The organism is Gallintestinimicrobium sp. (assembly GCF_046968865.1).
Classification (GTDB): domain Bacteria; phylum Bacillota; class Clostridia; order Lachnospirales; family Lachnospiraceae; genus Gallintestinimicrobium; species Gallintestinimicrobium propionicum.
Genome location: NZ_JBKVPW010000007.1, coordinates 140476 through 160117, shown reverse-complemented (window position 1 = coordinate 160117; position 19642 = coordinate 140476). Strand labels below are relative to the sequence as shown.

Here is a 19642-nt window from a genome sequence, read left to right as displayed (position 1 = left end):
CATTCGCCAGCAGGCACTTCTGCTTTGTCTGATCGGCATTCCGGCGGGGCTGCTGCTGGGCTACGGCATCGGCGCTGTTTTGATGCCTGTTGTCTTGCACTCCATCCAGTTGAATACAGGCATCACCACCATCAGCACTTCGCCTGTGATCTTCCTTGGTTCTATGCTGTTCGCCTTGTTGACGGTGCTTTTGTCCTGTTCCAAGCCCGGAAAAATGGCAGCCAAGGTCTCTCCGGTGGAGGCTACCAAATATACGGATGTGATGCAGACCAAGAAAAAACGGCGCAGCATCCGGGGAGCAAAGCTCCATCAGATGGCCTTTGCCAATCTGGGACGAAACAAGAAAAAGACGGTGCTGGTGGTGGTGTCTCTGGCACTGTCGGTGACGCTGTTCAATGCGCTGTGTGCCTTTGTGGGCGGCTTCAGCATGGAGAAGTATGTATCCTTCATGACCTGCGCCGATTTTATCGTCAGCACGCCCGACTATTTCCGTTACAACCCGGCAGATGAATTCATCACGCCAGAACAGATCGAAGAGATCGCAGCAAACACAAAGGCCAGTCTTTCCGGCACGGGATATGCTGTGCGAAAACCCGCATACCTGTGGATGACGGAGGATGCTCTGCGGCAGGACTATGCAAGGTACGAAAGCGCCGAGCAGTTGGACAGCCATATGAGCCGTCTGGAGCACCGGGGCAATATGGTGATGGGAGATACCAGAATCGAGGCTCTGGATAACAGTCTGTTTGACAAGCTGCAAGTGTTCGACGGAGATATTTCTCCTATGCTGGAGCCGGACAATAACGCCATTGCCATTGCGGTTTCCTTAGATGACTACGGTAATCTGCCCAATCCTGAATACTACCCCAAGGTGGGAGACACGATCACCGCCACCTATGCGGACGATGTGAAATATATCGACAGCCGCACCGGGGAACTCCGCACCGAAGATACACCGGAGGAGTACTTTCAGGAAAAACTGTATGGAGCCAGAGATGTAGAGTACACGGTCTGCGCCTTGGTAAATCTTCCGAATTCCATGAGTTATCGTTATAGTGGTATTGGATATGACGTAGTTTTGTCTGTGGACACCGCACAGAGGGACAGCGGTGGTGCAGCCATTCCGATGCTCTACCTGTTCGACACAGCGGACGAAGTTGACGAGGCCGAAGCAGAGCAATATCTATCGAAGCTCACTGCCGGTGAGTTTTCGCCCTTGATGTATGAAAGCAAGGCCACGGCTCGCTCTGAATTTGCTCAGTTCCGGCAGATGTTTCTTCTGATAGGTGGTATCCTCTGTGCTATCATCGGGCTGGTGGGACTCTTAAATTTCTTCAACGCCATGATGACCGGTATTCTTTCCCGCCGCCGTGAATTTGCTGTGCTTCAGGCTGTAGGAATGACGAACCGGCAGCTCAAAACCATGCTGATCTACGAGGGATTGTTTTACGCAATGTCCTCCGTATCGGCGGCCTTTATTCTGTCGCTGGCGGTGGGACCTCTTGCAGGAAAAATGCTGGGCAGTATGTTCTGGTTCTTTGAGTATCGATTCACCATTCTGCCTGTCCTGCTGACAATTCCGGTATTTCTTCTGCTGGGGTGGCTGATTCCTTGCATGATGTATGACAACGCAGCGAAATGCAGCGTTGTAGAGCAATTAAGGGATGCTCAATAACTGTTAAGCAAAAAACGGCCCTCTGCCAAGGAAAAGGCAGAGGGCTGAGTTTTAATCTAAGGGTTTACATTCAGTTACAGTTTTTAGATAAATTTCGGGGTTTCCGTTCAATATCAAGTCTGCATATCCAATCGGATCATTGTAGATCAGATAATCCAGCTCTGACCGCTGATACATATTGTCGGCAACCTCCTTTTCCACGGCGATGGTGTCAATGGCAATCATGCTCGAGTCGCCCTCGCCCTTGGAAAGTAATACAGCCGTCTCAACATGCGTGGACGAGGGGAAATGGATGCAAAGGATGCTAACGTATCCTGGTTCTACTTTGCCAAAACACACAAAGATCTACCTATTGTTCTCATACTTCATGAGATTTTTCCTTACATTTTTAAATTCCAATAGCCACTTCGTGCTGTTCCAACCCTCTCTAACACATTCATTTCTGCCAGTTCTTTTATATTTTTCTTAACTGCTCTTGCTGTAATTCCTAATCGTTCTGCCATCACAGTTTGTGTTATCTTTGAATTATCTGCAATCATATTTACGATTTTCTGTTGTGTTGCATTCAATTTCATTGGTGAACTTTTTGGTGAACTTTTTGGTGAACTTTTTGGTGAACTTTGGTGAACTTCACTATACGACGGTCTGTATAAGTTCACTCTAAAACTATCTCCAATTTCTTTTAATTCCGGTTCCTTGATTCCATATTCCCGACAGGAACTAAACATTCTCTTTACACCAGTTCCCCAGCTTTCAATAATTCTCATTCTGCTAAATACTTCAGCAATACAGCGATTGCGAATTTTAGAGCCGCCTTCTTTTATCTGTTCTATCGTCAAACCTCCACACAACATTCCTGGCGAAGTAATTTCAACTCTGTCATCATAAACTGCGACCTGCACACATGCCCTGTCCAAAAAATTTCGATGTGTCGTAGCATTTACGATTGCTTCCCTAATTGCTTCTGTAGGCAATTCATACGAATCCGTTCTGACCAATCCATTTATTTCTGCTCCCAGATTAATATGTTTCAAAACGAATTTGTAAGCTTCTTCAATTTGTTCATAAAGCGGTCCTTCAAAATCTCTTTTATCAATAAAAACAACTCTTTCAACACCTTTGAATAATGCACACTGTATTTTAACAAATGGGAACGGGTTATTTGTAAGCATTACAAAAGCATTTGTAGGAACCAGCGTTCCCTCCAAATTCTTGATTACTCCCCAGTTAATCAAATTTTGAACTGTTACATCACGAACCTTTTCTTTTTCTGCTTTCGTCTTTGCCGCATCTACCATATACTTTTTGATAGCAGCACATAATTTTTCTGCCTGTTCTGCATCATACTTTTGTTCAACACAGACCATTTCGTCAAAAGAACGATTTGTTCCCTGAAAATCCAAATCCTTAATTATTGTGTCATCTGCCGGTCTTGATGTTCCTGATACTCTGATAAATGTCCCTGACTCTTTTCCAAGTGTTTTGATGTAATAAGGTCTATTTGCACCCGGATAAATTTCTACCACAATAACACATTTCCCCTCAATCGTATCAACTCCAATATTAGGAAAAATTTGCGGGTAACACATATCTGAAATTGTATTTGTTATTCCATCAATTATTTTAAACACCTCATTAGGATCAACACCCACAATCTCATGACTTTTATCATCAACACCAATAATAATCTTTCCACCTGCTGTATTAGCAAAAGCTACAACACTTTTTATATACTTTTCGCTCTTTTTAGGTACCTCTACCTTAAATTCTATATTGGATGATTCCCCCGCTTTGATTTCATCTGCTAACATGCTTTCCTCCACGCTTGAATCAATATAATTACAGCACATACGTCTTCTGTCAATATAACAATATAAACTCACGAATTTTCGAAAATATATGTTCTCGATATCTTTACTTCTCAATCATACTCCAAAATATTTAAAACAAGATATTTTGCAAACTCACAACTTGTATAAGAAGCATATTTCTGAAAATCATCACCTTTTTTTTCATCCGCAAAATCGCTTATTGATTTCAGGCAAATAGGTATTACGCTATTATCAATACCATAATTTGCAGCATAAAATACACCATATGATTCCATATCTAAGCCCACTGTTTTTCTTGAATGCTGCATTATCATATCATCTACAATTTTTGAATTACCAACCACCGCCGCACCACAAGCTAACGGCCCTAACACCAAATTCAAATCATGACTAATTGTTTGGCCTTTAAACTCCCTCTTTATTCCAAACAATTGTTGTGCGTAATCTCTTCTTAAAATACTCTCCATTCCTGAATCCAGTAAAATATGCTTAGGATCTGGTGAGAAAATAGCTTCCCCATTCTCCCCTGTTATGTATTTACCATTTGAATAATTCCAAACTTCAGTAGCTACTATTATATCCCCCAGATTTTTCCCTGAGCCTATACCAGCCGCAATTCCAACCATAATTAAATACTTTGGATGAAAATGATGTATTATATTTAGTGATAATGTTGAAGCTGCAGCCATTCCCATTTCTCTTTGTTGTGCATATACCACTTTTATATTTTTACCATTTGCCACTATATTTGCAAGATAATAATCTGTTGTATCGCTATCAAAATTTACTCGTTGGAAATCATGCTCTTTGAATGCATATTTTAAAGCTTCCATTTCGTTATTGACCGCACATATAATTGCAACATCACTTTTTTTAACATCTGAAAAACGCTCAATTGATTTCTCATATTTAAGAGCATATCGAATTTTATTTTTTATTACATTTTCCCATTCTACAGACTGTTCATCATATTTTAGTACCAGAAATTCTAGATTCTTTCCTAATTCCTTACATTTTTCTTGTAATGCATCATGCTCTGTCAAAATAATTATTTCCTTAGGTATCAATATCGAATCTGTCTCTAAGATTTCATCAATAAATTCCAACCCAGCGATTTCCGAGTCATCTTCCTCCCCTATGCATTCAGCTATTTTCAAATCCAACACAACCAAATCATATCTTATACTTTTCATTTGATCTTTAGCTGACTTCAAATCCAATACATGTTCTATTGAATCTGAAACCAACTCGTCAATTGTATTGATAACTGAATGTAGTCTTTTCAACTTCTTACTTTCATCATCTACAAATAGTATCTTCATTTCATCGTACCTCAAATATTCTTCAAATAATTTTCCAGTTCTGTTTTCCACTCTAATGATGATTCATCATAATGAATACAGCCCAGATAATAATTTGAATAATTCTCTTTCATTTGGTCATCAAGTTGCTCAAGATTTATTTTTTTTGTGTCATCCTCAATCACATCAAAAGCTGTGATAACCAATACTTTTACAGACAGTTCTTTCCTATCTATTTCATCTAAAATTTCAATACCGCCAAATGCCTCAAACTCATTTAGTTCTTCATCTTCCCCATTTATATCATAAAGTGGCAAACTCATATCTAATAAAACTATATCAAACTTGCCATTTCTTAATGCTAGCATACCTCCCATCAAAGAATTTACAACACTAATATTTTCAACACCTAACTCATCTTTTAAATAAGTTACTATATTGCTTTGCTTAACATTTTCATCTTCAACAAATAAAACTTTCATCTCTCTCCTTTCTATGCCATGATATTGGTAATTCCAATGAAGACAGAAATGCCAAATAAATTTTCTTCAATTTGGTACCATATTGCGTATGCAGCATCAATATTATACTGAAACGTTTTATACAACTTATAAAGTCCGGTTCCGCCCTCACTCTGTGAATATTTTTTTACAGTTTCTGTATTTTTTGTATTTGCAAAAATCACCCCTACCTTATCCCTTAATACATTTATATCTATATCCTCGCTAAGTGTATTGGAAATAGATAATTCTAAGAATCCGAGATCATCTACTTTAATTCTCTTTTTTTCGAATTCATCTTTTAATTCCTCTAATACAGCTTCATCACACACTTTATTTACATCAATATCAATTTCTAACTTCGAATAATCTGATATTCCCGAATGCTCTAATGCATTGTTTATCATAATATTCACAGCATCTACGAAATAAGGGAAATTTTCACCTTTGTATAGATTAGTATCACTAATATTTTTCTTCAAATTTATTTCTGCCATACCACCATTAAGCTGAGAAATAATTTCCAAACAAGTATCTACTAAATCGTCCATCGTGAAATCCAAATAAGTTACATCTTTTTTTTCAAATACATTTGCGAACTCTATTGTCTTTCCACCAATTTGAGATTTGCATAAATTTATGCTACTCGAAATCGATTTTACAGCATCCCTTACATCCTCATTCTTTATGTTTCCAACACTACATGCTAATGCATTTAACTCTGCTTGGAAATAGTTCAAAAGATCTTCCTGTATTTTCTTTTTCAAAACAACAAAATAGTTAAGCGTATACTGCCATAAAAGATCAATAACCTGATCGTAAAAAGTATTAAAATCAATTATGTTATCCATATCAATTAGAAGAAGTTGATTGACACACATAGTAAAATCCAATAAGGCATTGTTTTCTTCTTTATATCTTATACTCAACCATTCTTTTTTTATTTCATCTACCTTTTTCTCAATATCGGCCGTAAATAATGACAAACATTTTTTAACTTTTCGGCTTCCCTTTGAATTTTCCGGTAAAATATGATCCCAATATTCATTTATTAGATATTCACTACTATCATTTTTTTCTTTTTTGGAAAGCAAATTATACTCTTGAAAAATTGTCGTTAATTGGTTTTTACAATAACCATGCCTTATTCTAGAACTCAGAAAGGTATTTAATCCATATTTTTCATTAAATAAAAATTCTTCTGTTATTGTTGTAATTATCCCTTTTAGTATTACCATTTTCTGAGAATATGTAGCATTATTTCGTATTTTATCATTAATATCATCGACAATTTTTTTCAAATCGCTTATGTATTCAGTGCTATATATATCATATGTCATTAACTCTTCATCCAAGTTCTTGACAGATAAATATCTATTGAAATCTTCTCTTAATGCTAATTCATTCTCCTTTTTAATGTTTTCCGTATCTACAAAAACTCTACTTTGATTAATCTGCTTAATTCGATCTTTAATACTACGTTGCTTAGTAATTGCAGTAATCTCAGCATAATATTTCTTCTTATTCTCTGAGTCTAACACAATTAAATTTTGAAGTATTTCTATTCTGATTTCCTCTACTCTGTTTCCTTCCGGATTCAAAATAATATCTCTTTTTATAAGATGCTGTATACATACCCTATCTAAAAATGTAACCAACGCAGGCCCTTTTTCTTCTCGTTCAATTACATCTTTTATAGATTTAAAATTATTATAATCCATATAATTTGAATACGCTATTCTTTGCTTCTTATAATCACTAGGCATACTTAAATAAACAAACACCACATAATTAAGATTTTTCTTAATTTCCTTAGTTAAATGATGCCTAATATTATCACTTGATCTTTGAATGTCGATTCTTCTTTGTAGATTATGATTTTTTAATATCGCATTTGTAATACATCTTACCTCTGATAAATAATCTTCACTATTTTCAAAAATAGTTATTTGTCGACGTAAGATTCTTTCTAAAAAGTAATTATTATCCTTGTTGATTTTATCAAGAGTTTTTATCGCATTTACATTATCCCCCTGCTGTATATATCTATCCGTTTCAAAAAGTAATTTTCTATTCTTATCTGATAATTGATCTGAAAGTTCTCCCATTCCATATTTAAACAAAAACAGTTGATAGGTTATCGGACACACATTTTTAAAAATTTCCAAAAATGCTTCCCTATTTGATATACAATTAAAACTCATCAAATTAGGAGAAATACACATATCATTAATTGCCGACATAAAACTCAATCTTTTTCTACTTTGCATAGATGTTTTTCTTGCTATAAACCCAATTACTTTATATTCCCAGCTTGTCCCTCTAACAACTTTTATATATGAAAACAATTTTTGTATTGCATCTGCTTCATATTCATTAACCATATATGCATTATACAACCAGCGATACACCCCATCATCAAAATGTGGTTCTTCATTAAGGAAAATATATGATTTTACCAATAAAATTATACACTGAAAATCCTGCGGTCTTCTTTCCAGATATTTATTACACTCTTCTATATAATTTTTATAATTGCCACTAGTATATGTCTCTAACAAAGAATAATATTCCAGTTGTTCTCCCGTAATTGGTTTAGGCTTTGTTATCAAAGAAAGATTCGCCAATCTAAAATCATCTAACTTCAATTCATAATTATCTACTTCACCTTCTACAAATCTCATCTGATCCGATATGACAAATGATTCATACATATCTATGATGGAAAATTGCGAATCAAACATAAGGGCAATTTCAATTTCTTCAATATCAAATTCCCTTTCCACATTGAATTTAAAGTTAATATATTTTCGAATAATCTCATTATCCTGAAGGTCTTCGTTATAACTATCTATTTTTTTCTTAAAGGATGTATAGCTGGTGTTTTCTTCTGCGAAATAACTTTCTAGTTCAAACAATGTATTTAACATAATATTATCACTAGCCTGAGTTTGAATTTCATCCAAGTACTTTTTATTTTTCTCTAATCCATAGATTTTTTCGTACAGAAGCATCTTTTTTGATATACTCCATACCGACAGTCCTACTTCTGCTTCTATTTCTGTTAAAACATTTAATGCCAACTCATATTCCTGCAAAAAAAGGTGCTTTTCAAATTCAGTCTTTAACTCCACATATTTTTCGATTTTATAAATATATTTATTAAAAATTGACATATAATACTTTCTTAAAAAGTCAATTTGAATATCAGAATTTAATACTAATTTTTTACTACACATATCTTGAATGCTCTGCGGAAATAATATCTTATCCATACGTTTCTTCATAGATATGTTGTTATCAACCGTTCGCAAAATTCTTGATATATCGTCTTCCTCTGAGAAGAAGACTATTTTATAAAACTTATTTTTATAAGTTATTTTCTCTTTGGCAAAATCAAATAAATATTTTCTTCTATATTCTCTGTTCATCTGCGCATTCCCCATCTACACCGTAAAACATCTCATGTAAGATGCTATCGTTTCGTGTATCAATACCATTATTTTCCCCTACAGAAAAATATTACAATCAACAACTATTGTGATATTCTACCATATTTCAGCTCACTTTTCTATCCATAAAGCCTCGATTTTGCACGTTTTTTCGATATGTTTAATTTTAATTCTATTAAATCCTAAAACTGTAATCTATTTTCTTTATTCGCTTACGCCAACAATAAAATGCCCGGCAGCCACTCCAGGCACTTTATTCTTGTCACAAGTCGGCAGGAATAACTTATTAACTTATCTTTATTCAGTTGTCATCTCCGTCCCCTCTTACATTTCTCTGATTTCCTGCTCCATCACGATACCCGATTTAAACTGTATCATCAGCCGCTCCTTTGAAATCACCTTTATTTGGCTGATCAGCATCCGTACAAGACCATCGTCATATTCCACAAGCTGGCAGGAGGTATGGTTCAGGAACCGGTCCATCTCATTGACCCGCTGTTCATAATTTTCCGCAAGCCGTCGCGACACGTTCTCCTTTTTCTGTGCTTCCTTCAGCTCATTGATTTCATCTGAAATCTTTCGATACCGTTCATCGAATTCATCTGTGTATGCCCCCTGTTTGGCATTTTCCATAACAAGGGCAACCATTTCATCCTGTTTCTTTTTGATTTTCTCATCATACTCGTCCGGTCCTTTTTTATAGCTGCCGATTACCCGGATGACATTCTGCCGGAAAGCATCTACAAAATCTCCATTATCGCCTGTAATTTTCTGCATGGCCTCCATGATGGCATTATGTAATGCCTCCTCTTCCAGTGTGGGGAAATCCTTGCATTTTTTCGTGCCATTCTCCAATCGGTTGGTGCAGCGCCAGACGATTTTCTTCTTCTCATTTCTCGACCAGGTGACACGACGGTAATCCCGGTCGCATTCCCCACAGATGACAATTCCCGTTAGTGCATACATGGATGAATATTTGCTTTGCTGGTTTTTCTTTCTGGATACTGCGGGCTTCCACATAGATGCACGGCGTGCTATTTCTTCCTGCACCTGATAAAAAAGCTCCTTGGAGATAATCGCTTCATGGTCATCCTCGACATAATACTGAGGGACAATTCCATTATTCATCACCTTCCGTTTTGTCAGGAAGTCTACTGTATATGTTTTCTGCAGCAGGGCATCTCCCATATACTTTTCATTGGACAGCATCCGGCGGACCACCGTTTCTTCCCATTTATCCAGTCCTGTTGCTGTTTTGATTCCCTGTGCTCCCAGATATCTTGCAATCTTCTCAGCAGATAAGCCCTCAAGGTAAAGCCGGAATACCAGTTTTACTACTTCCACTTCTTCCGGGACAATGACCAGCTCGCCTTCCGAGTTCTTTGTGTAGCCCATAAATTTATTATGGTTGACCATGACCTTGCCCTTTTCAAAGCGCCGTACAATCCCCCATTTTACGTTCTCACTGATGTTACGGCTCTCTTCCTGGGCCAGACTGCTCAGGATTGTAATCAGGATTTCTCCGGTGCCGTCCAGCGTATTGATATTTTCTTTTTCAAAGATTACCGCGATATTTTTCTCTTTCAGCTTCCGGATCGTCATCAGGGAGTCTACGGTGTTTCTTGCAAACCGGCTGACTGACTTTGTGATGATGATGTCGATTTTTCCATCCAGCGCATCCTTTATCATCGCATTGAAATCCGACCGTTTCTTCGTATTCGTGCCGCTTTTCCCGTCATCGGCATAAATACCTGCCAGAGTCCAGCTGTCCGTCCGTTTGATCTTTTCCGAATAATGCTCTACCTGTGCTTCATAGCTGCCATCCTGTTCATCAAGGTCTGTACTGACCCTGCAGTATGCCGCGATACGCAGGCGCTTTTCCACCAACGGAGTTGCACGGTCATATCCTGCTTCGCCGGTATAATGGCTATTTTCTTAGCTGTCATCGCCATTTTTCTCTCCTTTCCGATCCGCTGTGGGACCATAATAAACTGTAACACTGCTTCCATTGGAGAAAAACACTTTTGTTGAATTATCTTTATATACCACAATCTGCTGAATCAGTTCCCGGTACAGTTCCTCATCGAATTCTTTCAGATATGCCCTTCAGTGCCTCTTTCATCTTTTCCGTCTGCAGCTCCTCATCCTGAATTTCCAGCGTCTGGTAACGCTCTGCTGCTCTTTCAAGCAGAAGCTCCATCAAGTTATCCGCGCCCTCCGCTTTTACCTGCTTCACCTGACGCTCCAGTCTCCGATAATCGGCACTCACCTTCTTTTCTTTCGGAGCTACTTTGATCAGCTTGGGCTTTTTCATAATCTGATTGATTGCATCCACACATACCTGTTTTACCTGCTCGTCTGTGATGAATCCTCCGGCGCAGAACAGCCGGTTTTGTTGGATATAATTTTTGCATTTCCACTTAGGTTCCACCTTCTTCTCTTTCGGCGGCATGTAATGATGATAGTCCGCACCGCATGTGCCGCACACCAGCACTCCACTGAAAAGCAGCTTTTCCGGCTGCAGTTTTCTATATTTGCCATGACCATACTGCACCTTCCTATGCGCTCTCCGTTTCTGGATCCGTTCAAACAAATCCTGTTCAATGATCTGCGGATAATACTTTGTCCCCAGGTAATTATGATTTTCCAGGATTTTTCCAACTGCCACATGGGTCCAGGCTACCCTGTCATGGGAATTCGGTATCTTTCTGTCAATCAACACCTGCGCAATCCTGCCGGTAGATATCCCGCTGTCATATTCCTGAAAAATCCATTTCACTGTTTTGCTGTGTTCTTCGTTTATCACGATCTTCCCGTCTGAAATCTCATATCCGATTGGAGTATGCCACTGCATCCGCTTTTCCTCCTTCCTTTTCTATAAAGGTCAGTCCATTCTGTATGTAAAAAACAATCTCTCGCTCCTTTGTGATATGGATTTCCTTTACCATCAGATTGAACAAATCATCCCGGAACTCTTCCAGCAGCCCCCCCTTCGTCCTGAAGCAGCCGGATAAGCCGTTCTGTGCTTGCAATCTCTTTTATCCCCGGCCGTTTGCTGTGAAGTAATGCCTTTCTTCGTTTACAGTCCAGCAGCCTGAGACCAATATCATTGTTTTTTTCGTAAAAAAGAGCAGAGTCCATATATCCTTTCCTCATTACCTGACTCAGGATCAGCCTCTGCTCGTTCAAATCGTTTATCTCTTTATTCAGTTCTTCTACCGCTTCAGACTCCTGCTGGCCTTCCACCATCTCACACAGTTCTCTCAGCAGCGGTTCCAATATTATTATCAAGCACTCTCTAGCAAACTCATTCTCTGTTTTTCAAGCAAATTGAAAGAAGTCTCAGCATAACCAAATCTGACGTATTTTCCATCAGATTGTTTTATCCTGAGACTTCTTGTGTTATCATATTTCCTTGTAGCTCGAAAATAAAAAAGCAGAAATCTCCCCGACCAAAGTTTGACTTCTGCTTTCAACCAACACATAGTACTGGCTACGCCTCACTATGCACACGATTATGATAACAGTTGAAACAGAAAACTACAACCATATTTCTCAGGATTTTTATAATAATACGATAAATTCTCTTGATCTGGCACTTATTCCATGCACTTGCGGACATTCAGGGTGCCTGATCCATCATGGCGTTTACAAACGCAGCATCCAGCTCGCTGATACGCTAATTACGCTCTCTGTGATCCGGATATACTGTAAAGAGTGTGGTCATACACATGCTCTCCTTCTTTCCTCCATGGTTCCCTATTTCCAGATTCCTCTCCAGCTATACGTCAACACGATTATTGCCGCTGAGCATCAGACTGGCTTTGCCTCTCTATTGGACGGACGGGTCTGCGTTGATGAAAACAACCTGAAATCCATTCTCAGGAACTACCGTCTCCACTGGTGCGAACGGTTACGGGCGGTATCCCTCTGTTTGACAGATTTGTCCAGGCTGGTTTCCGGATGTTTCTCACACTTTTCCAGGCAGTTCATGCAGATTAAAACCACCAGGAACATACTTTTTGTTCCACCCACATAACCTTACACGACAGCCTTCATACTTTCCAGTATCCTTGTGAAAAAGGAGGTTTAACACTATGAAACAGGAAAAACAACAGGAAATCGCTCTGATGCGGTACAGAACGATTGCTCCGCTTATCGCAGGTCTTGATGAAAACTATCCCAGCAAGTCTGCTTTTTACACGGAAATCTCTGCAAAAGGAATTCTCGGACCTGATGGAAAACTTCACAATTATGCCCCCGCTACCATCGAAAAATGGTATCTGAACTACCAGAAGCACGGATTTGATGGTCTCATTCCGAAAGGTCGTTCCGATGCAGGTATGAGCAGGAAGCTGGATGATGAACTTCAGGAAAGAATCCGCTACTTCAAGTCCAACTATCCCCGCATGTCCGCAGCAGTCATCTACAGACAGCTGAAATCAGATGGTTCCGTGATTCACGGACAGGTGTCAGAATCTACCGTCTGCCGCTTTGTAAATCAGTTGCAGAACGAACTTAGGCAGACTCCGAACAAGGATATGAGGCGTTATGAACGTCCGCATATCAATGAGGTCTGGTGTGGAGACAGCAGTGTCGGTCCCCGCCTTACCGATAAGAGCGGCAAAAAGCACCGTGTTTATATCATCGCACTCATTGATGATGCCAGCAGGTTCATCACCGGGATTGATGTCTTTTATAATGATAACTTCATCAATCTTTTATCCGTTATGAAATCAGCGGTTGCCAAGTACGGGCGCCCGAAGGTATTCAACTTCGATAACGGCAAGTCTTATAAAAACAAACAGATGGAACTGCTCGCCGCAAGGATTGGCTCCACACTCAGCTACTGCCAGCCTTACACCCCTACCGGCAAAGCCAAGATTGAACGCTGGTTCCGTACCATGAAAGACCAGTGGATGGCTTCTCTTGATATGCGGGATTTTCATTCCCTTGATCAGCTGCGTGGCAGCCTGTTTGCATTTGTACAGCAGTATAACCAGTCCCCTCATTCCTCCCTTCATGGAATGTCGCCGCAGGACAGGTTCTTTAAAGAACCGAAACAGATCCGCCGCCTTTCCGATGACGACATCGCCAAAGACTTTCTTCTGGAAATCGAGCGTCGCGTCTCTGCTGACAGTGTCATCGTCATCGACCAGATTGAATACGAAGTGGATTACCGGTTTGCACGCCAGCGCATCCGTCTTCGCTATTCCCCTGATATGAAGGAAATTTTCATCGTGGAGACTGGTGGGGCATTGACTCCCATCCGCCTTCTCAACAAGACAGAGAATGCCGAAATCAAACGTGAAAAAGTACGCTTATGCAAAGGAGACGATTAACCATGGATTACACAGCAAGATATGGGCTGGAGTTCAACCCGTTCTTAAAAAACTCAAAAGAAGTCCTTGTTGAAACGCAGGAATACAAGGAAACCATATTCCGCCTTAACTACCTGCTTGCAACAAAAGGCTTCGGACTTCTTACCGGAAGCGCTGGAAGAGGCAAGACTACTGCCGTCCGCAGCTGGGCTTCCGGGCTTAACTCTTCCCTTTATAAGGTCGTCTATTCCAGCCTTTCCACCCTGACTGTGAATGATTTTTACCGTAACCTTGCATTACAGCTTGGTGCACAGCCCGCTTTTCGAAAAACAGACAACTTTCGGATCATACAGGAAGAAATTACCCGGTCTGTCCTTGAAAAACGTCAGACACCGGTCATTATCATCGATGAGGCGAATTACATCGGAAATGCTGTGCTCAACGACCTGAAGATGCTGTTCAACTTTGAAATGGATTCCAGGGACAGGGCTGTCATCCTGTTTTCCGGTTTACCCCAGCTCAACAGCACCCTTCGTTTGAGCATCCATGAACCTTTTCGCCAGAGGATTGTCATGAATTATAACCTTGAGGGCATGACAAAAGCAGAAGAACATTCCTATATAAATGCCAAACTCAAAGGTGCTGGCTGTACCCAGACTGTATTTGAGGAGAATGCCCTTGAAGCAATCCTGAATGCAGCCAATGGTACTCCACGTATGATCAACAAGCTATGCAACGCAAGCCTTTTAGTTGGAAACAGCGCAAACTTAAATATCATAACCGCCGATGCAGTCATGCAGGCTATCAATGACTGTGAGCTCGGTTAACTCTGGAACCATCATGTAATCTGCATGATGGTTCTTCTGCATAAAATACCATGACGGAATGCCCGAAAATATTTTGCCTTATGACATCTTCAAACATTGAAATATACCTGTTTTAATCTGACGAATGAAGCAGCGTTTAATTTGCCGGATAACACCTCACATCGCTTTATATCCATTTTCATTATCTCTAATAATTCTGTATTCATCTCTCTTCCTCCCAAAATCACATTGAAATTATATCATTTAATTTTCTCAAATCTTCTTCAACATCACGGTCTGTCCAGCAAGAACTAATATTTTTCCTTTTACACATTTCTGCTTTTGTATCTCCGAAAGCACTCCTTGTTTTTTCGAGATTTTTTTCTGTTACATTTTTCCCTATTGCATTCCTTCTCCAACCACAAAAATATATTTTAGCCTCTTCTTCAATATTTCTCCTTTTAGCGGCAACTCCTAATACTTCTCTATAATTCGGACGCATTTTAAATTCCTTTGGTATTCTTCTATTCAATGCTTCAAAAAAATCAAATGGAACAAACTTATGTGTTGGGTCGTATTTTATTTCAAGATATGCTATCAGTTTTTTATAATCCGCAATGAAGCTTTGGGTTTTATAGCCTTTTTCTATCTCAAGTTCGAATACTTTTGGTGATAATCCTAATGTTGTTAAATACAAACGATATGGAATTATATCTGTCAAAAAAATGCAACTAAAAATTTTTCCATTAAATTCAAATGGAAAAGTTGCTCTTTCTTCCCCTTTTGCTATCATATCTTTGTGCAATAACTTTAAAGCTGTAAATTCAAACATCTTCACCCAATCACCCTACTTTCGTTTTTTATATCAATTTCTTTTACAAACTATTTTGCCAAAAAGTATCCTTTCGCCAAATTATATATCATCCGTTCCCCAAAGCCTATCCCCTGGGGTAAATCAATTCCCTCATAGCCACTCTGCGGAAACTGAAACACACATCTATTTTTCTTCCAAAATTGCAGAAACCTTTGATTTACTGCGGTTTTCGGGACAGAAGGCAAACAGTCTCCACATGTGTTGAGGGTGTGAAACAGATTCCTGAAAAGCAGATTTTGTCCCTGGCGGGAACCGATTACTCGCCTAAAATCCATTCATAGTTTTACTTTTATATCTTTACTCTAGGTTCAAAGTATTTTCATAATTCTTAATATCTTTCTTTTAACCTTTCGTTGCAAACTATATACTTATCACATTAAACTACTAATTTCTTCCTTGGTATTTCCTATATATTCAATCATATAAACCTTTCCCTAAACAACACTTTTTAAATTTCTTTCCGCTTCCACAAGGACACAAATCGTTTCTTCCGGTTTTCAACTTCTTTGATGGCATACCCAATTCTGCTGGCCTATGTCCTTTATCGATCAATGCAAATTCTTTTATCTTATACAGATATTCTGCAATCACCAAGATTGCCTGGAATAAGTGTAATGCTTCGTTTTCAAATTCCAAAAGGTATTCTGTCCTACTCTTCAATCTATCTTTAGGATCTGGTATATATGTTATTTGTTGAGAAATCGCATCATATTTAACATCATTATGTCCTATTGCATTGCGCAATTTCGCATTAATGATAACCTGCAAATACTCCGTATAAATTTCTTCACTATCACATAAGTGATATCTATTTGCTTTGGAAAGCCCAAAGAAATCGTCCAAAGAATTAACTCTTCTTTCTAATCCAGGTTTGACTTTCTTGAAATTTCCTCGAAACTTTATGTTGTTTAACGCAACTGGTAAAATTAATATATTTCCCAAAGCTTCATATACATCTAAATAAAACTGTTTTACCAAATCAAAACTGCTTGTTGTCGATCCTTCCTCTGCAAAGTCGATGCTATCTGCTTTACAAAACTGAGTAGCAAATGCTGGGATCAAGTATTGATAAACCTCAATAAACTCGCTCAGCATTTGATAGATTGTAGATTGCAAATCTTCCAATCTATATCCTTCATGAGCATTTAAATACTCTATCAATTCTCTTATCTGATCAAAATCCAACTTTAGCACACTATCACTTACTTCATGTTCTGAAATAACATCATCCCTCAACGGTGTAATAAATCCCATAATCTCTACCAGATGCACCGCTCTTAAAATTTCCAACTCATTAGTTCCTGGAGCAAACTGCTCTGGAATCAGTTTCTTCACCTCTTGAATTAGATAGCCTTTATTTCCGTTCTGAGACAAATCCAATATTCTTTTATATTGTGCCCAGCTCTGTGCAGTTTCCATTAATCTGGATACACTTCTTGTAAATTTCTCATATCCATTATTCTCCTGCATTCGACTTTGGTTTCTCATAAATGGAGATGGTACAAACTCTCTCTCATCAGTACTTAGCTTTTTAGTTGGAAATTCTCCGGAACATTCAACAACATAATCTGCCGATTCATCCTCTCTTAGAATTTCTGCATTCTCAAAACTGAATTCCAATCCCGGCATATCCTGCCCTATTTTAACTTTTCCATTTAAAGAAATCCCACATTTTCTACACGCTACGACAATTGGATGTTCCTCCTGCCAACCAACTTGTAACCTGACTCGTGTTATACTGCCACAGACATGACATCTTATAAAACAATTGTATACCACCCCATGTTCCTCCTCGTGTAGTCTATTTTAATATCATTCCAAATTTTCTTTCACCCATATTTAATCACTCTTCTGGGCAAGAACATTCAACACCACATTTTCTCCAAAATTTAGCCGTTGCCAAATTCGGTGGTTCTACACGAATATCTCTTGGATTGATGCTGTTCATATCAAAAAATTGTTTTATGATTTTCTCACCCATTCCCTGATTTCTCATAAAAGGTACAACTTCTAAACATGAAATATTATACTTTCCACTCTGTTCAATAAAGTAGTATAAAAATGCAGTTATATTTCCAAAACTGTCTTTTATTTTCCACAAATAAGCATTATTCCTCCAGACAAAATCTGGTAAAATAAATTCCCATGCTAATATCAATTTGTATTCTTTTTTGTATATTTTAATTTCCTCACTATAACATTTTTCAAATTGGAATAAATCCGTTTTTTCCATACTACTTTCTTTTACTATTGTACACGTTTCCAAATATTTATTTATATGAAAATCTTGCTCCTCATGTGACAATTTTGGTTTTTCACCAAACAGCGACTCATACATCTTAGCACTCTCAGGAGTATAATCAATAACACTATGCACTAATCTCTGTTTGAACCTCTCGACCCAAATTTCTCCATGAAGTGGCAGCCAATAATTAACTATATCAAAAGCACTCCATTTCTCAATCTGCCCATCGTATAATTTCATTTCAAATAAAATCTTTTTAATCTGTTCTTTTTGAACAGCATCCACTATAATATATTCTTTTTTTGTCCATCCCGAAACTCTATAAACACTACATTCAATAGGCATAATTGGCTTTTTATACCAATACTCATGTGTTAGTGCTGCATCTGGCACAAGTCCTTCTTCATATAGTTTATTCCAACCGACCAGATTTGGATCATCTTCATTAATTTTAACCTTATAAACTCTAACCAATCCTACTTCATCATCAAATTTGTTTACGATTTCCGCTGATTTAAGACATTCCAGAATACTAGACGCTAAACAGATTCTCTTTTCTGTATAATTCTCACCTATTTCTGTTTCATCTGGTATCTTGGGAATCAAAATACTCTGAATTGGTTTCTCTAGTGATGTTATATGATATAAAATCACTTTTTCTCCTCCGCTTACATATTTGATTCTTAAACTTAAACCTTCCCGTTAAGCAATTATAATACGCTTTAACTAATAAAAGGGTTACCACCTTCCGGCAACCCTTCTATCATTTTTTACTACAAAATCAATCTTATTTGTAATTTATCACTAAATCAAGCCCCTCTTTTACCCGCCAATGCACGAACCTCCTCTACAGATAACTGAGAAATCTCAGCAATCTCCTCAAAAGACATCGCCCCTTTTTTCAAAAGTCTGCTTGCCACTTCTTTTCTTTCCGCTAACCGTGCTGCCAAAGCAGCCTCATCCCGCATATCTTCCATCGCCTTACACATAGCTGCCACTCCTTTCTCATCTTCCTTGAAATATCTTACACGTTCAGCCAATGTTCTATACTTTATATCCTTCGCATTTGTACAGGAAAAATCATGCATCAGGGTCCCTATGGGCGATTCATCCCGGTATTCGCCATTCACATATAAAATATGTGCCTCATCGCCAAAGTTCTCACCAGTTTCTTTGATTACCCGGTCAATATGATAAATCGGTTTTCCCTTTCCCAGCACATCATGCTCTGTAATAAAGATTACATAAGTTTCCACCAGATTTTCCAGCTTTTCTCCCGGCTCAGTCACATTAGCATCGATCAAACTGCTGTGATATCTGGCTCTCTTTGCTCCCGCACCGCGATCTGCTCTCTGGATTTCTACATTATATCTTTTTCCGGCATGATCCGTCGCATAAATATCAAAAATAATTGATCTGCCCTGCAGATTTTTAAGCTGATGCTGGATTGCTACCTTTTCCACCTTCAAATCATCTCTGCCAAGCACAATCTGCAGCACCAGTTCCGTACATTCGATATTTTCCTCAAAACATTTTGACATAAAGTCATCATCCATCAGACGAAATCCACGGATTCTCTGCAGATCTTCCGGTCTGAACTTTTCTTCCCAATCCTTACTCATCTCTCTGCTTCCTT

Annotated in this window: 14 protein-coding genes and 1 pseudogene; 3 read left to right on the top strand and 12 right to left on the bottom strand. The window is 38.5% G+C overall.

Translation table 11 applies throughout. From position 1 onward, the window contains the following. Nucleotides 1–1675 (top strand): FtsX-like permease family protein (locus ACLTOQ_RS08310; protein ID WP_412319231.1); only part of this gene is annotated, 1675 nt, incomplete at its 5' end. A 51-nt stretch (nucleotides 1676–1726) separates the two neighbouring features. On the opposite strand, the gene ACLTOQ_RS08305 is transcribed toward ACLTOQ_RS08310, so the two are convergent. The 8 genes and pseudogenes from ACLTOQ_RS08305 to ACLTOQ_RS08270 form a co-directional block, all read right to left on the bottom strand. After that, entirely contained in the window at nucleotides 1727–1969 is a 243-nt protein-coding gene (locus ACLTOQ_RS08305) for a DUF6061 family protein (protein ID WP_412319234.1), read from the bottom strand. Between the two features lie 86 nt (nucleotides 1970–2055). Next, nucleotides 2056–3486: an ATP-binding protein gene (locus tag ACLTOQ_RS08300; protein WP_412319230.1), complete on the bottom strand. Its 1431-nt coding sequence runs from the start codon at nucleotides 3484–3486 to the stop codon at nucleotides 2056–2058. A 110-nt stretch (nucleotides 3487–3596) separates the two neighbouring features. Beyond that, nucleotides 3597–4829, bottom strand: a complete 1233-nt coding sequence (locus ACLTOQ_RS08295; RefSeq protein ID WP_412319229.1) for a hypothetical protein — start codon at nucleotides 4827–4829, stop codon at nucleotides 3597–3599. An 11-nt stretch (nucleotides 4830–4840) separates the two neighbouring features. Then, a complete protein-coding gene (locus ACLTOQ_RS08290) occupies nucleotides 4841–5290 on the bottom strand; it encodes a response regulator (protein WP_262587230.1) in 450 nt (149 codons plus the stop codon). 11 nt (nucleotides 5291–5301) lie between these two features. Beyond that, nucleotides 5302–8739: a hypothetical protein gene (locus ACLTOQ_RS08285; protein WP_262587229.1), complete on the bottom strand. Its 3438-nt coding sequence runs from the start codon at nucleotides 8737–8739 to the stop codon at nucleotides 5302–5304. A gap of 345 nt (nucleotides 8740–9084) precedes the next feature. Further along, a pseudogene (locus ACLTOQ_RS08280) lies at nucleotides 9085–10712 on the bottom strand (recombinase family protein). Between the two features lie 128 nt (nucleotides 10713–10840). Then, nucleotides 10841–11614 (bottom strand): recombinase family protein, encoded by a 774-nt coding sequence (locus ACLTOQ_RS08275; protein WP_262587228.1) that lies wholly within the window; start codon nucleotides 11612–11614, stop codon nucleotides 10841–10843. After that, nucleotides 11586–11792: a hypothetical protein gene (locus ACLTOQ_RS08270; protein WP_412319228.1), complete on the bottom strand. Its 207-nt coding sequence runs from the start codon at nucleotides 11790–11792 to the stop codon at nucleotides 11586–11588. The genes ACLTOQ_RS08275 and ACLTOQ_RS08270 overlap by 29 nt, the downstream gene beginning before the upstream one ends. 1065 nt (nucleotides 11793–12857) lie before the next feature. On the opposite strand from ACLTOQ_RS08270, the gene ACLTOQ_RS08265 reads away from it, so the two are divergent. Beyond that, nucleotides 12858–14102, top strand: a complete 1245-nt coding sequence (locus ACLTOQ_RS08265) for a DDE-type integrase/transposase/recombinase (RefSeq protein WP_412319227.1) — start codon at nucleotides 12858–12860, stop codon at nucleotides 14100–14102. 2 nt (nucleotides 14103–14104) lie between these two features. Continuing rightward, entirely contained in the window at nucleotides 14105–14908 is an 804-nt protein-coding gene (locus ACLTOQ_RS08260; RefSeq protein ID WP_412319226.1) for an ExeA family protein, read from the top strand. A gap of 223 nt (nucleotides 14909–15131) precedes the next feature. Here the strand turns inward: ACLTOQ_RS08260 and ACLTOQ_RS08255 are convergent, their stop codons facing one another. The 4 genes from ACLTOQ_RS08255 to ACLTOQ_RS08240 all read right to left on the bottom strand — a co-directional run bounded on the left by ACLTOQ_RS08255 (nucleotide 15132) and on the right by ACLTOQ_RS08240 (nucleotide 19628). Further along, on the bottom strand, nucleotides 15132–15719 hold the full coding sequence (locus ACLTOQ_RS08255; protein ID WP_262587224.1) for a DUF6037 family protein: 588 nt from the start codon (nucleotides 15717–15719) through the stop codon (nucleotides 15132–15134). 456 nt (nucleotides 15720–16175) lie between these two features. Then, nucleotides 16176–17540 carry a YecA family protein gene (locus ACLTOQ_RS08250; protein ID WP_412319225.1) on the bottom strand — a complete coding sequence of 455 codons (1365 nt, stop codon included), beginning with the start codon at nucleotides 17538–17540 and terminating at the stop codon, nucleotides 16176–16178. 64 nt (nucleotides 17541–17604) lie between these two features. Then, complete coding sequence (locus ACLTOQ_RS08245; protein ID WP_412319224.1) at nucleotides 17605–18660, bottom strand: hypothetical protein; 1056 nt, start codon at nucleotides 18658–18660, stop codon at nucleotides 17605–17607. A 155-nt stretch (nucleotides 18661–18815) separates the two neighbouring features. Further along, a complete protein-coding gene (locus ACLTOQ_RS08240) occupies nucleotides 18816–19628 on the bottom strand; it encodes a PD-(D/E)XK nuclease family transposase (protein WP_262587221.1) in 813 nt (270 codons plus the stop codon). Nucleotides 19629–19642 lie beyond the last annotated feature (14 nt).

Bases quoted from the DNA above. Each gene is read 5' to 3' on its own strand.
- ACLTOQ_RS08300 (WP_412319230.1), bottom strand. From the start codon at position 3,486: ATGTTAGCAGATGAAATCAAAGCGGGGGAATCATCCAATATAGAATTT.
- ACLTOQ_RS08295 (WP_412319229.1), bottom strand. From the start codon at position 4,829: ATGAAGATACTATTTGTAGATGATGAAAGTAAGAAGTTGAAAAGACTA.
- ACLTOQ_RS08290 (WP_262587230.1), bottom strand. From the start codon at position 5,290: ATGAAAGTTTTATTTGTTGAAGATGAAAATGTTAAGCAAAGCAATATA.
- ACLTOQ_RS08285 (WP_262587229.1), bottom strand. From the start codon at position 8,739: ATGAACAGAGAATATAGAAGAAAATATTTATTTGATTTTGCCAAAGAG.
- ACLTOQ_RS08275 (WP_262587228.1), bottom strand. From the start codon at position 11,614: ATGCAGTGGCATACTCCAATCGGATATGAGATTTCAGACGGGAAGATC.
- ACLTOQ_RS08265 (WP_412319227.1), top strand. From the start codon at position 12,858: ATGAAACAGGAAAAACAACAGGAAATCGCTCTGATGCGGTACAGAACG.
- ACLTOQ_RS08260 (WP_412319226.1), top strand. From the start codon at position 14,105: ATGGATTACACAGCAAGATATGGGCTGGAGTTCAACCCGTTCTTAAAA.
- ACLTOQ_RS08255 (WP_262587224.1), bottom strand. From the start codon at position 15,719: ATGTTTGAATTTACAGCTTTAAAGTTATTGCACAAAGATATGATAGCA.
- ACLTOQ_RS08240 (WP_262587221.1), bottom strand. From the start codon at position 19,628: ATGAGTAAGGATTGGGAAGAAAAGTTCAGACCGGAAGATCTGCAGAGA.